The organism is Kitasatospora sp. NPDC096140 (genome assembly GCF_040303045.1).
GTDB lineage: Bacteria > Actinomycetota > Actinomycetes > Streptomycetales > Streptomycetaceae > Kitasatospora.
The window spans coordinates 155270-168864 of record NZ_JBEOUW010000012.1 but is presented as its reverse complement, the minus strand read 5'-3'; the positions used below and the strand labels follow the sequence as shown (position 1 = coordinate 168864).

The window sequence follows — 13595 nt, the reverse complement described above, 5'->3', positions numbered from 1 at the left end:
GGCTGAGGAGAAGCGGACGACTGCGGCGAGGAGAGCGGAGAGGAGGTCACAACGCCTCGCCCAGGTAGGCCTGTTGCACGGTCGGATCGGCCATCACGGCCTCGGGGGTGTCCAGGGCGAGCAGGGTGCCGTGGTGCATCACCGCGAGCCGGTCGGCCAGACCGAGCAGGACGTCCATGTGGTGCTCGACCATCAGGACGGTCCGGCCCAGGTCGCGGTGCACGGAACGGATCAGTTCGGTGAGGGCCGGTACCTCCTCCGCGCTCACGCCGGCCATCGGCTCGTCCAGCAGGATCAGCCGCGGGTCGGAGACCAGCAGGACGGCCAGCTCCAGCTTGCGCTTCTCCCCGTGCGAGAGCGCGCCGGCCAGGGTGTCGGCGCGATCGGTGAGCTCGGTGCGGTGCAGGGTGTCGGCCAGCTGCTCCTCGTAGCGGTCGGCCCGGCGCCAGAGCCGGTACGAGGCGCGCGGGCCGGCGGCCGCCTGCGCGGCCAACCGGACATGGTCGGCGACCGTCATGCCCGGCCAGAGGGAGGAGGTCTGGAAGGTGCGGCCGAGCCCCCGGCGAGCCCGCGCGTGCACGCTCTCGGCCGTGACGTCGGCGCCGTCGAGCCGGAGCCTGCCGTGGGTGGCCGAGTGGATGCCGGAGATCAGGTTGAAGAGGGAGGTCTTGCCGGCGCCGTTGGGCCCGATGAAGGCGATGAACTCGCCTTCGCCGACCGAGAAGGAGACGTCCTCGACGATGGGCACCCCGCGGACGGACCAACCGAGCCCGTCCAGTCCCAGCACCGGGGAGGAGGAGCACACGGCCGACGCGGCAGGAGCGGTGGCGGTACGGGCGGGCATCGGGATCAGCCCGCCATCGGGGCGACCGGCGGCGCCACCTCGTCCGCGGTCAGCGACTTCTCCACCGAGGGCTTGGCAGCGGACCCGGTGCCGGTCAGCCGGACCTGGAACATCGGCTGGAGGAGGGCGTGGTCCTCGGCGCGGACCGTGGTCCTGCCCTTCACCCCGTCGAAGCTCCAACCCTCCAGCGCCTTGACCAGGGCCGACGTGTCGTCGGCGGAGCCGTGGGCGGCCTCGACGGCGTGCACGATCATCTGGGCCGCGGTGAAGCCGTCAGGGGTGAAGATGTCGGTCTTCCCACCGGCAGCGGTGACGGCCTCGTCCATGGCCTTCTCGACCGGGGTGCCCGCGGCACCACCGAAGTAGTGGTTCAGGAAGGAGATCTTCTCGCCGGCCGGTCCGAACAGCGGGTAGGAGGCCGCCAGGTCGAGGCCGGTGACGACCTTGGTGTCGGTGAACACGTCCTGCTGGTTGAGCGCCGTCCACAGGGCCGAGGCGGTGTCACCGGCCCAGGCGACGAACAGCAGGTCGGGTTTGGCGGTCCTGGCCTGGGTGGCGAAGGGCGTGAGGTCGGTGGCGCTCGGCGGGGCGAGCACCTGGTCGACCGTCGCCCCCTCGGCGCCGAGCACCGCCTTGACGGCGGCCACGTTGGCCTGCCCGAAGGCGTTGTCCTGGGCGAGCACGGTGACCTTCTTGCCCTTGGCATCGCCCACGAACGAGGCCGCGGTCCTGATGTCCTGGTAGGACTGGCGGCCGGAACGGAAGGTGTACGTGTTCAGACCGGTGACCTTGTCGGCGGCGGCCGGGCCGCTGATGAAGAGCACCTTGTTCTGGGCGGCGATCGGGCCGACCTGGAGGGCCACGCCGGAGGCGGTGGAGCCGGCCAGCACCTTGCAGCCCTTGCCGATCAGGTCCTTGGCGGCGGACACCGCCTTGGCCGGGTCGCCCGCGTCGTCCTGCTCCTCGAACTCGATCTTGTGCCCGTCGACCGCTCCGGTGCCCTTGGTCGCATAGCTCAGGCCGGCCTTGAATCCCTCCAGGTACTGCTTGCCGTAGGCCGCCAACGGTCCGGTCCTGGAGTACACCAGGCCCACCTTGACCGGACCCTTGCCACCGCCGTCCGCCGCGCCCGTCCCGGCGGTACCGGCCTTGGCGCAGCCCGCGGCGAGCAGGACGCACGCCGCGAGGACGGCGAGCTTCCGGGCCGGTCCGCCGGTCAGGGAATCGCCCGGGCCGACGCCGGAGGCGGTCCCGGTGGGGGCTGTCGAACTGCGCATGGTGACCGACTCCTGAGGTGCGGCGGGGTGGATGCCGGAACCGTAGGTGTGCGGTGGGAGCGGCGACATGTGGCCGGGAGATGCATCGGCCCGGCGGGATGTGGCCCTGGTCGACATACCGCCGGTCCGGCAACGCCCCCGGGGCGCGCGGGTGTGGCCCGCCGACACGGGTCCGCACCCACCCATGGCGGTGGCCGCCATCGCTGCGCCGGCCCGTGAGCGGTGACGGTGGAGAGGGGCGCCTGCGAGCCGGGACGGCCCCGGGAAGGGAGCGGGCCGGGCCCGCGCCCGCTCTCCCCTCCCCCCTTCCATCCACTCCCTCACGAGGTGATCCCTTGGACAAGGTCCTGGACTCCCCCGCCGACGCGGTCGCGGACATCCCCGACGGCGCCGTGCTGGCCGTCGGCGGCTTCGGCCTCTGCGGCATCCCGAGCACCCTGATCGGTGCGCTGGTGGACGCCGGCCCGACCGGACTGCGCGTGGTCTCGAACAACTGCGGGGTGGACGACTGGGGGCTGGGCCGGCGCACGCTGGCCGAACGGCTCCGGGCGGGCGGCGCCGGCATCCCGGCGTTCTTCACCCCGGCCGGGGTCGGCACCCAGGTCGAGGAGGGCGGGCTGCCGTGGCGCTACGCGGCGGACGGTTCGGTGGCCGTGGCCTCGCCGCCCAAGGAGGTCCGGGAGTTCGGCGGCCGCCGGTACCTGCTGGAAGAGGCGATCACGGCGTCCTTCGCGCTGGTCCGCGCCGAGGTGGCGGACCGGCACGGCAACTGCGTGTTCCACGCGGCCGCCCGCAACTTCAACCCGCTCTGCGCGGCGGCGGGCCGGATCACCCTGGTCGAGGCGGACCGGATCGTCGAGCCGGGCGAGCTGCCGCCGGACGCCGTGCACCTGCCCGGGGTGTACGTCGACCGGGTGGTGGCCGCCGACCCCGAGGACCGCCGCATCGAGCGCCGGACCGTCCGCCCCGCGCTCCAGGAGGTCTGAGCCGATGTCCGCCCCGAGCAGTACCCTGCCCGTCCCCGGCACCGGCGCCGGCCCCGCCTCCAGTACCGGCCGCGGGGACGGCGCCGCGACGACCGCCACCGCCACCCCCACCGCCGCCACCCCCACCGCCACCGCTGCCACCACTGCCACCGGCCTCGACCGGCGCAACGCCCTGGCCGCCCGCGCCGCACGGGAGTTGGGCGACGGGCAGTACGTGAACCTGGGCATCGGCCTGCCCACCCTGATCCCCGACCACCTCCCGCCGGGCGTCGAGGTGGTGCTGCACTCCGAGAACGGGATCCTCGGCGTCGGCCCGTACCCGGAGCAGGGCGCCGAGCACGCCGACCTGATCAACGCCGGGAAGGAGACCGTGACGGTCGCCCCCGGGGCCTCGTACTTCGACTCCGCCCTCTCCTTCGGCATGATCCGGGCGGGCCGGATCGACGTCTCGGTGCTCGGTGCGATGCAGGTGTCGGCCGCCGGTGACCTCGCGAACTGGATGGTCCCCGGCAAGACGGTCAAGGGCATGGGCGGTGCGATGGACCTGGTGCACGGGGCCCGCCGGCTGATCGTCGTGATGGAGCACACCGCCAGGGACGGCTCGCCGAAGATCGTCGACGAGCTGTCGCTCCCCGCGACGGGTCGAGGAGTCGTGGACCGGATCGTCACCGATCTCGCGGTGATCGACGTGACCCCGGAGGGGCTGCGCGTGGTGGAGACGGCGCCGGGCGTCGGGTTCGAGGAGGTCCGCGCGGCGACCGGAGCCGCCCTGCTGCCGCCCGGGTGACGCCGCCGCCCGCTCCGACGCGCCACGGGGCTCGCCCTCGAAAGGAATTCGTATCCATATCACCTCCGGCCGCGCGATCGGCCCGGAACCACTGGGTCTTCATGCCTGGGTGGTGATCATTTCTCGGAACGGTTGCAATCACCGTGACGCTCCGGGAGAGTTGACCACCTAGCGGATCTGAGCGCCCGGAGGGGAAGCCGGGAGTTTCGCCGGGTCCCGCATTCGAAGTCACCGTGCAGGCGCACAACTGAACCAGTCGCACACTTCATGTGCCGAACAGCCCGGTGAACTGCCTGGAAAGGCCGCAGTTCACCGGGCCGTGTTCTGTCTGGACGACGACTCCACGACGAGGCCGAGCAGTACCGCAAGGTGAACTCCGGGGGGAGCAGCTATGACCACGCCGTTCTCGCGACGAAAGGGCATCGGAACGGCCCGGGGGCGAGGCGCCGGGCAGCTCGACGGGGCCGCCCTGGGCGAGTTACCCATACCCGAAGCCCCGTACGACTACGGCCACTTCAGCCGCCTCGCCGGCCCGGCACACGATCCGGACGACGACGGCGACCTCGGCGGCGGGATCTACTGCCCCGAGCCGGCCCACTCCGCCCCCGCCCCCGGCCGCATCCCCAGCGCCGGCCCCGGTCGCACCCCCGACGCCGGCTCCAACTCCGGCCCCGCGACACCCCCCCTGGGCGGCCCGGCGGCCCCGCCCGCGGCAGGCGCTTCGCAGCCCGGGCCCTCCGCCGACCCGTACCGCGCGCCCTACCGCGTCCGCTACCGGAGCCTGTTGCGCCGCGAGCCGCACCGGATCCGGGCCGCCCTGCTGCTGGCGGCCGCCCCCGTCGTGGAGGCGGTGCTGCTGATCTGGCTCCTGCTGCCGGAGCACTGGCCGGAGCGGCTGGACGAGACGAACGTCCTGGTGCTGCTCGGCGACAAGGTGATGATCGGGATCATCGCCGTGGTCGAGGTGTTCCGGCTGGTCAACGTGGTCTCCAACGCCCACGCCACCCTCGTCGCCCGCGATCCGATCCCCGTGACCCCGGAACGGGGCACCCGGGTCGCCTTCCTCACCGCCTGCGTGCCGGGCAAGGAGCCGCCCGAGATGGTCCGGGCCACGCTGGCCGCCGCACGCGCCGTGCGGCACGACGGACCCTACGACGTCTGGCTATTGGACGAGGGAAACGATTCTGCAATGCGGGAGCTCTGCGCCGAGCTGGGCGTCCGCCACTTCACCCGGGCAGGCCGGCCGCACTGGAACCGCCCCGAGGGCCGGTTCCGCGCCAGGAGCAAGCACGGCAACTACAACGCCTGGCTCCAGGCGCACGGCGACGACTACGACTTCTGGGTGGCCGTCGACACCGACCACGTTCCGCTGCCGGACTTCTGCGAGCGCATGCTCGGCTACTTCCGCGACCCCGATGTGGCATTCGTGGTCGGCCCCCAGGTGTACGGGAACTACCGCAGCTCGGGCTCCGCCGTCACCAAATTCTCCGAGAGCCAGCAGTACCTCTTCCACGCCCTCATCCAACGTGCCGGAAACCGTTACGGCGCGCCCATGTTCGTCGGAACCAACAACGCCGTCAGAATCCGCGCACTCCAGTCGATCGGCGGGTTGTACGACTCCATCACCGAGGACATGGCGACCGGTCTGGAGTTCCACCGGAGCCGTAACCCGGAGACCGGGGAGCGCTGGAAGTCCGTGTACACCCCGGACGTGCTCGCCGTCGGCGAAGGCCCCTCCTCCTGGACCGACTTCTTCTCCCAGCAGCTCCGCTGGAGCCGGGGCACCTACGAGACCCTGCTCACCCAGTACTGGCGGGTGCTCTGGCAGCTCTCACCGGGCCGGCTGCTCAACTACTCGCTGATGGTGCTCTTCTACCCGATGGCCGCGCTCACCTGGCTGCTCGGCGGCCTGTCCAGCGTGCTCTACCTGGGCTTCGGCGCCTCGGGCGTCCACGTCTCCTCCGAGATCTGGATGATGCTCTACAGCGACGCCGCCGCCCTCCAACTCCTGCTCTACACCTGGAACCGCAAGCACAACGTGAGCCCGCACGAGCCGGCCGGCTCGTCCGGGGTCGCCGGAATGGTGATGTCGGCGCTCTGCGGACCGATCTACGCGGCCTCGCTGCTGCAGGCGCTGGTACGCCGCCGCAGCCGTTTCGAGGTGACGCCGAAGGGCCGCTCGGCCAGCACCGACCGCCTCGGCACCTTCCGTTTCCACCTGTTCTGGACCCTGGTGTTCGGCGGCGCGATCACCGCCTCGTACTTCACCGGCTACGACCACGTCGCAATGCGCACCTGGGCCTGGATCGCCCTGGCGCTCACCCTGCTGCCACTCCTGATCCTGGCCGGGGACACCGTACGCCGCCGCCGCACCCGGCCCACCGCCACCCTCACCGTCACGGGCGGCCCGGCCGCAGACCCGAAGGTCCTGCTGGAGAAGCGCCGCCCGCGCCACGCCCGCGACCCCCGGGCCCCGCAACCCGCCCAGCCCGCTCAGCACCCGCAGCCCGCCCAGCACGTTCAGCACTTGCCGCACCCGCACCCGCACCCGCAGCAGCCGGCGCACCCCGCGCACCCCGCACCGTTCGTCCGGACCCCGCAGCACGAGAGCGGCACCCCCATCCACTGAGGGAGTAGCAACCACCGTGAGGATCCACAAGACCGGCCGCACCAAGCGCTTCGCCCTCGGTAGCACCGTCGCACTGACCGTGGCGGGGATGAACGCGCCGGCCGTCCTCGGCTTCGCGACCCAGCAGTACCACCACTACGTGATCAACCGCCCCGAGTACAAGGCGCAGTACGGCCACTGGCAGACCCTGACGCTGCCCGCCGAGTTCCGGGTCAACGCCGTCCACGCCACCCTGCTGCGCACCGGCAAGGTGCTGATCGTGGCCGGTTCCGGCAACGACGAGAAGCAGTTCAACGCGGGCACCTTCAAGAGCCTGCTCTGGGACCCGGCCCGGAACACCTACAAGCTGGTGCCCACCCCGGCCGACATGTTCTGCGGCGGGCACACCTCGCTGCCGGACGGCCGGGTCCTGGTCGCGGGCGGCACCCAGCGGTACGAGAAGCTGGCGGGCGCGGTGAAGAAGGCGGCCGGCGTCATGCGGGTGCGCAACGAGAGCCCCGAGCGCGCCCGGACCCTCCCGAAGGGCACCGTCTTCGTCGCCCCGAACGGCCGCGAGTACGCCAGCACCGTCCCGGTGACCGTCCCGGCCGCGACCAAGAGCGGCTCCGGCAAGCAGACCGTGATCACCGCCGGCGAGCAGCACGTGTTCGTCGAGGCGGTCGGCACGGGCCCCGACTACGTCGCCGGCTCGCCCGCCCAGTACCGGATCAAGGACCTGAGCGGCGCCGACGCCCGCAACCTCTACGGCCAGAGCGACAAGCTGACCCTGGACAAGCAGGAGTACCAGGGCATCCGCTCCGCCTTCGAGTTCAACCCGGACACCGAACTGTACGAGCCGGTCACCGACATGGCCTACGCCCGCTGGTACCCGACGCTGACCGGGCTGGGCGACGGCCGGGTGGTCACAGTCTCCGGGCTGGACGACGCCGGCCGGATCCTCAACGGCAACGACAACGAGATCTACGACCCGAAGGACAAGACCTGGGCCAAGGCGCCCGACCACTACTTCCCGACCTACCCGGCGATCTTCCTGACCGCCTCCGGCAAGCTGTTCTACTCCGGCTCGAACGGGGGCTACGGCCCCGCCGACAAGGGCCGCGAGCCGGGCGTCTGGGACCTGTCGAACAACACCTTCCAGCCCGTCCCCGGCCTGCGCGACCCGGGCCTGACCGAGACCTCCTCCTCGGTGCTGCTGCCGCCCGCGCAGTCGCAGAGGGTGATGGTCCTCGGCGGCGGTGGCGTCGGCGAGTCGCCGCTGTCCACGGCGCGCACCGACATCGCCGACCTCTCCGCCGCCAAGCCCTCCTTCACCCCCGGCCCGGACCTGCCGGCCGGCGGCACCCGCTACCTCAACAGCGTGATCCTCCCGGACGACACCGTCTTCACCACCGGCGGCTCCAGCGGCTACCGCGGCCGGGGCGACAGCGACCTGCTCAAGGCGCAGGTGTACCACCCGGATTCCAACAGCTTCACCACCGCCGCCGAGCCGACCGTCGGCCGCAACTACCACTCGGAGGCGCTGCTGCTGCCCGACGGCCGGGTCGCCGTGCTCGGCTCCAACCCGCTCTTCGCCGACAAGGCCGAGACCCAGCCCGGCGGCTTCGAGCAGCGCATCGAGATCTACACCCCGCCCTACCTGTACCGCGGCGACCGCCCGCAGGTGGGCACCGCGCCGCAGGCGGCGAAGCTCGGCGGCACCGTCAGCGTCGGCACCTCCCGGCCGGAGGCCGTCGCCACCGCCAAGCTGATCCGGCCGAGTTCGGTCACCCACGTGACGGACGTCGAACAGCGCTCGGTGGCCCTCGACATCACCGGGCGGACGGCGGACGGCATCTCGCTCGCCCTCCCCGGCAACCCCAACCTGCTGCCCCCGGGCTGGTACATGCTGTTCCTGACGGACGCCGCCGGCACCCCGTCGGTCGCCCGCTGGATCCAGGTCACCGGCTGAGCTGAGCTGAGCGGACCGGCCCGGGAAGGCAGCCGGACCGGACGGACAGGCAGCCCAACCGGGCGGACGCACGGTCCCGGGGCACGGGCGCAGCCCGCTGCCTCAGCGCGCCGCCTGCGCCAGCCCGAGCGCGTACGGCAGCCAGAACTCGCCCGCCCGGGGCTCGCCGCGTCCGCAGTCCCCGTCCGACTCGCCCGGGTTCTTGATCCACAGGTAGGCGTCCACCCCCGGCCGGCCGGTCTCGGCGGTCGGCCGCTCACCCAGGGCACGCCCGGGCGGGTTGCACCAGGAGTCGCCGCCCAGCGCACCGTTGCCGCTGCGACTGGTGTCGATGACGAAGTGCTTCCCGCCCAGCGCGGCGGAGAGCCGGGCGCCGTACGCCGCGTTCCGTTCGGTGTCGTAGAAGTTGGCGACGTTCAGGGCGAAACCGTCCGCGGCGGCGATTCCCGCCTTGCGCAGCGCGCCGGCCAGCTCGTCCGGATCCTGCGCCCAGCCGGGGTTGCCCGCGTCCAGATAGACCCGGACGTTCGGACGCTTCTTCAACTCCTGGACGGCGAAGGCCAGCAGGCCAAACCGCTCGGCGGCCAGGTCGCCCTTGATGCCGCAGGTGTCCAGGGTGTGCGCGACGGCGTCCGGCTCCAGCACCACCCAGGCCTTGCGGTCGCCGAGGGCCCGGGCCACGTCGGCGATCCAGGCCCGGTAGGCGGCGGCGTCCGCAGCGCCGCCGGCCGAGTACTGGCCGCAGTCGCGGTGCGGGATGTCGTACGCGACGAAGACCGCCGTCCGGTCCGCCTCGGCGGCCCGCCGGCTCACCTGCTCGGCGATCTCCTTCGCCCCCTGCTCACCGAGCCACTGCGACGAGGGCTGGGAGGCGATCTTCAGCAGCGTGTCCGCCTCCGCCGTCCGGCCCTGGCCGCGCAGCGCCGTCACCTGCAGGGCCGCGTTGGTCCGGTCCGAGACGAAGAAGGTCTGCCCGGGCAGCTGGGCGAGACCACCGGACCCGGCGGCCGTGCCCGCGACGGTGGCTCCGGAGGCGGCTGCGCCGCCCGACGAGGCGGACCCGCCGCCTGCGCCGCCGCCCGAACCGCTGCAACCGGACACGGCCACCAGCACCCCGGCCAGCGCCGCCCCCACGACCCACCGGGAGGCCCTCACCCACCGAAACGTCCTCGCCCGCCCCAGCCCGTGCACGTACCGCCCCTCCCAGGACCGGTCCGGCGACCGATCGGCACCAGCTAAGCACACCCGGTACCGACCGACGGCCGCCGGCCGTGAACGCCAAGTGGCCGTGGGCGAACGGGAGATCGAACCCGTCCGACCACGGCCACCAGACCCCGGGACCCGCCCCCGACGAACCCCGGGCCGAGGCTCAGGCCTGCTTCAGGTCGGGCACCTGCCAGTCGATCGGCTCGCCGCCGAAACCGTCCAGCGCGGCATTGATCTGCGAGAACGGACGGCTGCCGAAGAACAGCTTGGCGGACAGCGGCGACGGGTGCGCACCCTGCACCACCACGTGCTTCTCGGTGTCGATCAGCGGCAGCTTCTTCTTCGCGTAGTTGCCCCACAGCACGAAGACCACCGGCTCCTCGCGCTCGCTCACCGCCTTGATCACCGCGTCGGTGAACTTCTCCCAGCCCTTGGCCTTGTGCGAGTTCGCCTCGTGCGCACGGACCGTGAGCACCGCGTTGAGCAGCAGCACGCCCTGCTCGGCCCAGTGCATCAGGTAGCCGTTGTCCGGAGCCGGGATGCCCAGGTCGGCGTCCAGCTCCTTGAAGATGTTGCGCAGCGAAGGCGGCGTCTTGGTGCCGGGCAGCACCGAGAAGCTCATGCCGTGGGCCTGGCCGTTGTCGTGGTACGGATCCTGGCCGAGCACCAGTACCCGGACCTTGTCGTACGGAGTGGCCTCCAGCGCGGCGAACTCCTGGCCGCTCGGCGGGAACACCTCGTGCTCCGCGCGCTGAGCCGCCACGAAGGCCGCCAGCTCGGCGAAGTACGGCTTCTCCGTCTCGGCGCCCAGCACCCCGCGCCAGGACTCGGGCAGCTCCAGCCCGCCGCCCTCGCCGGCCTCGACCACGCCCGCCTCGACCGTGTCCGTCACGACATCTACCTCCCACACCGCGGCTGCTGCGCCGCACGCCCTCTTTCACCCCGAACGCTACACAGGCCCACCGACAACTCACTCCACAGGAGCGGGCGCGGAGCCGGCGGCCGGGGCCGGAGCAGCCACGGAGGCAGGATCCGAGGCCGAGGCCGAGGCCGCCACCGACACCGAGGCCCCGGCGGCGGAGCGCGCGGCGCGCTCCACCCGGAGGTGCTCCAGCACGTTGAGCGTCACCAGCAGCACCGCCAGTGTCGACAGCACCACCAGCGCCGGCAGCCGCACCATGGCGGGCAGCAGCGCCAGCGCCACCACGGCCGCGGCGATCCGGGTCGACGCGACCTGGCGGAACATCATCCACCGCGTGTACCCGAAGGTCAGCAGGTACAGCCCGCAGCCGCCGTACAGCAACGTCACCGACCCAGGCCCGAGCGCCTGCCACGGATCCGCGACCGTCTCCCCGAAGCCGACCGCCACCCCGATCACCCCGGCGACCAGCGCCAGGTGCCCGTACTGGAAGATCCGCCGGACCACGTCCCGGCGCGAGTCGGCGATCACCACGGCATGCCGCATCGCATCGGCCGCGTACACGAAGTACTGCCACCACAGGCCCGCCGAGATCGTGAACGCGACCGCCACCGCGGCGAGTTCGGCCACGTCCAACCGGGCGGAGGCCGCCGTGCCACCGATCCCGACGATCGATTCGCCGAGCGCCACCAGCAGGAACAGCGCGAACCGCTCCGGCATGTGCTCGGGGTGGTAGGCGACCTTGGCGAGCCGCCGGCGGAACACCAGCGGCGCGGCCAGGTCACAGAGCGCGGCCGCCGTCCACAGCACCAGCCGCGGCCCGTCCGGCAGCAGCCCGCCCGTCACCAGCAGCGGCCCGCTGACCAGCACGCCCACGCCGTACGGGCCGCGCCAGACGCCCGGGACGCGGACCAGCAGGAGCAGCAGCACCAGCCGGGCCAGCCAGTACGCGGCGCCGAGCAGCACGCCCCGCCCGCCGTACGCGCCCGGGATCGCGAGCGCCATGAACAGGCCCGCCAGGCCGACCAGCAGGATGCCGAGGCGGTCCCGCAGGTTGTCCACGTCCCGGATGTTGGCCTGCACGGTGGTGCCCACCCAGCACCAGTACACCGGCACGAAGACCACCAGCGCCCGGACCAGGCCGGCCGCGTCGTGGTGGTGGTGCAGCAGGCCGGAGACCTGCGTGATCGCGAAGACGAAGACCAGGTCGAAGTAGAGCTCCGCCCAGGTGACCCGCTTCTCCTCCGGGCCCGCCTGCTCGGGCTCCCACGGTTCCGTCCCCCGCAGCCCGGGCTCCGGTGACTCCCCCGTCGTGCTCATGCGCGCCTTGCCTCCCCGCATGCCGAACCGTACGAAGCGGGCCCCGCCCCGGCGAACGGCCGGAACGGGGCCCACGACAGCACCGCAGAGGCTAGACCAGCTCGACCAGGTCCGCGATCGACTTGACCACGCGGGTCGGCCGGTACGGGAAGCGCTCCACGTCGGCGGCGGAGGTCAGGCCGGTGAGCACCAGGATCGTCTCCATGCCCGCCTCCATGCCCGCGACGATGTCGGTGTCCATCCGGTCGCCGATCATCACGGCGCTCTCGGAGTGGGCGCCGGCGGTGTTCAGCGCCTCGCGCATCATCAGCGGGTTGGGCTTGCCGACGAAGTACGGCTCGACGCCGGTCGCCTTGGTGATCAGCGCCGCGACCGATCCGGTGGCCGGCAGCACGCCCTCGGGCGAGGGGCCGGTCTCGTCCGGGTTGGTGCAGATGAACCGGGCGCCCTGGTTGATCAGGCGGATCGCCTTGGTGAGCGCCTCGAAGGAGTAGGTGCGGGTCTCGCCGAGGACCACGTAGTCGGGGTTGTTGTCGGTCAGCACGTAGCCGGCCTGGTACAGCGCGGTGGTGAGCCCGGCCTCGCCGATCACGTAGGCGGTGCCGTTCGGACGCTGGCTCTTGAGGAACTTCGCGGTGGCCAGGGCGGAGGTCCAGATGCACTCCTCCGGGACCTCCAGGCCCATCCCGGCCAGGCGGGCGCTGAGGTCGCGCGGGGTGTAGATCGAGTTGTTGGTGAGGACCAGGAAGGGCTTGCCGGACTCCCGCAGCCGCCGCAGGAACTCCTCCGCCCCGGGGATCGGCGTGCCCTCGTGGATGAGGACCCCGTCCATGTCGGTCAGCCAGGACTCGATGGGCTTGCGCTCTGCCACGTAGGTGTCTCCTCGGTCTTGCAACGGTTCTGGTCGATCTCGTAACACCGCTCCGGACCGGACACCCTCGGCCGGCCGGGCGCCACTGGCTGCCCTGACACCGCCCAGCGTAGCCGTCCGTCAGCGCGCCCTGAAGAGCCGACCTGCCCGGCCGTCCGCACCACCGCCGAGGCCGCCCCGGCGGGCGGAACCGGTCACCGTGGAGCCCGCCCGACACTGCACACCCACACGGGAAACGGTGCCACCTCCGGCTCGGGGGCCCGCCCGCACCGGTCGTGCACATCCTCAAGGTCCGCCCCGTCCTCAAGATCCGACAGGTCCTCAAGGTCCGACCAGGCGACGACGCCCGGCCCCCGGTCGCCCAGGAAGCCCTCGATCACGGCGCCGAGGTCGCCGGACGGCACGTAGGCACCGCCGAACGGCAACTGGTCCGCGGCCACCGATCCGGTCGAGCACCGGAGCTGCCCTGCCTGCTCGTCGTGCCACACGTAGAACGTCGCCACCCCGGCGAAGCCCATCCCGCGGATGCGGCGCCGGATGCCTTCGGCGGTCCGCTCGAAGGCGGCGACCACCTCCGGCACCGACAGGGCCCGCCTGTCCTCGTCCTCCGCACCCAGCCACCAGGTGTTGGTCTCCCACTCCACCCGCCGGTCGGTCGGCTCCAGCACCAGCGGCTCATCCGCCACCTCGGCGATCCAGGTCAACAGCACCCCGGAAGTATCCCGGCGGACCTCGGGCACCGGGAAACGGCCGACCCGGGAGAGCGGGCGCCACCTGCGGACCGGACGGTGGGCGCGGAGCGGCACTG

General features: G+C 72.4%; 11 protein-coding genes. 4 read left to right on the top strand and 7 right to left on the bottom strand.

What is annotated here, in order from left to right:
• Positions 1-46: 46 nt before the first annotated feature.
• Both ABT048_RS15470 and ABT048_RS15465 read right to left on the bottom strand, forming a co-directional pair.
• A complete protein-coding gene (locus ABT048_RS15470) occupies positions 47-844 on the bottom strand; it encodes an ABC transporter ATP-binding protein (RefSeq protein WP_350521875.1) in 798 nt (265 codons plus the stop codon).
• Positions 845-849: 5 nt separating this feature from the next.
• Entirely contained in the window at positions 850-2121 is a 1272-nt protein-coding gene (locus ABT048_RS15465; RefSeq protein ID WP_350521874.1) for a substrate-binding domain-containing protein, read from the bottom strand.
• A gap of 335 nt (positions 2122-2456) precedes the next feature.
• Between ABT048_RS15465 and ABT048_RS15460 the strand changes: the two genes are divergently transcribed.
• From ABT048_RS15460 to glxA, 4 genes are all read left to right on the top strand, one after another.
• Positions 2457-3107 carry a CoA transferase subunit A gene (locus ABT048_RS15460; protein WP_350521873.1) on the top strand — a complete coding sequence of 217 codons (651 nt, stop codon included), beginning with the start codon at positions 2457-2459 and terminating at the stop codon, positions 3105-3107.
• 4 nt (positions 3108-3111) lie between these two features.
• A complete protein-coding gene (locus ABT048_RS15455) occupies positions 3112-3894 on the top strand; it encodes a 3-oxoacid CoA-transferase subunit B (RefSeq protein ID WP_350521872.1) in 783 nt (260 codons plus the stop codon).
• Between the two features lie 391 nt (positions 3895-4285).
• Positions 4286-6523, top strand: a complete 2238-nt coding sequence (locus ABT048_RS15450; RefSeq protein ID WP_350521871.1) for a glycosyltransferase family 2 protein — start codon at positions 4286-4288, stop codon at positions 6521-6523.
• Between the two features lie 16 nt (positions 6524-6539).
• Complete coding sequence (gene glxA / locus ABT048_RS15445) at positions 6540-8471, top strand: radical copper oxidase GlxA (protein WP_502894013.1); 1932 nt, start codon at positions 6540-6542, stop codon at positions 8469-8471.
• Between the two features lie 102 nt (positions 8472-8573).
• Here glxA and ABT048_RS15440 read toward each other — a convergent pair whose 3' ends face one another.
• The 5 genes from ABT048_RS15440 to ABT048_RS15420 form a co-directional block, all read right to left on the bottom strand.
• Positions 8574-9626, bottom strand: coding sequence for a glycoside hydrolase family 6 protein (locus ABT048_RS15440; protein ID WP_350521870.1), 1053 nt, complete (start codon positions 9624-9626; stop codon positions 8574-8576).
• A 214-nt stretch (positions 9627-9840) separates the two neighbouring features.
• Positions 9841-10569 (bottom strand): uracil-DNA glycosylase, encoded by a 729-nt coding sequence (locus ABT048_RS15435; RefSeq protein WP_350521869.1) that lies wholly within the window; start codon positions 10567-10569, stop codon positions 9841-9843.
• A gap of 78 nt (positions 10570-10647) precedes the next feature.
• Positions 10648-11916, bottom strand: a complete 1269-nt coding sequence (locus tag ABT048_RS15430; RefSeq protein WP_350521868.1) for a low temperature requirement protein A — start codon at positions 11914-11916, stop codon at positions 10648-10650.
• A gap of 91 nt (positions 11917-12007) precedes the next feature.
• Entirely contained in the window at positions 12008-12787 is a 780-nt protein-coding gene (locus ABT048_RS15425) for an HAD-IIA family hydrolase (RefSeq protein WP_350521867.1), read from the bottom strand.
• Positions 12788-12981: 194 nt separating this feature from the next.
• Complete coding sequence (locus ABT048_RS15420) at positions 12982-13527, bottom strand: hypothetical protein (RefSeq protein ID WP_350521866.1); 546 nt, start codon at positions 13525-13527, stop codon at positions 12982-12984.
• Between the last annotated feature and the right edge of the window lie 68 nt (positions 13528-13595).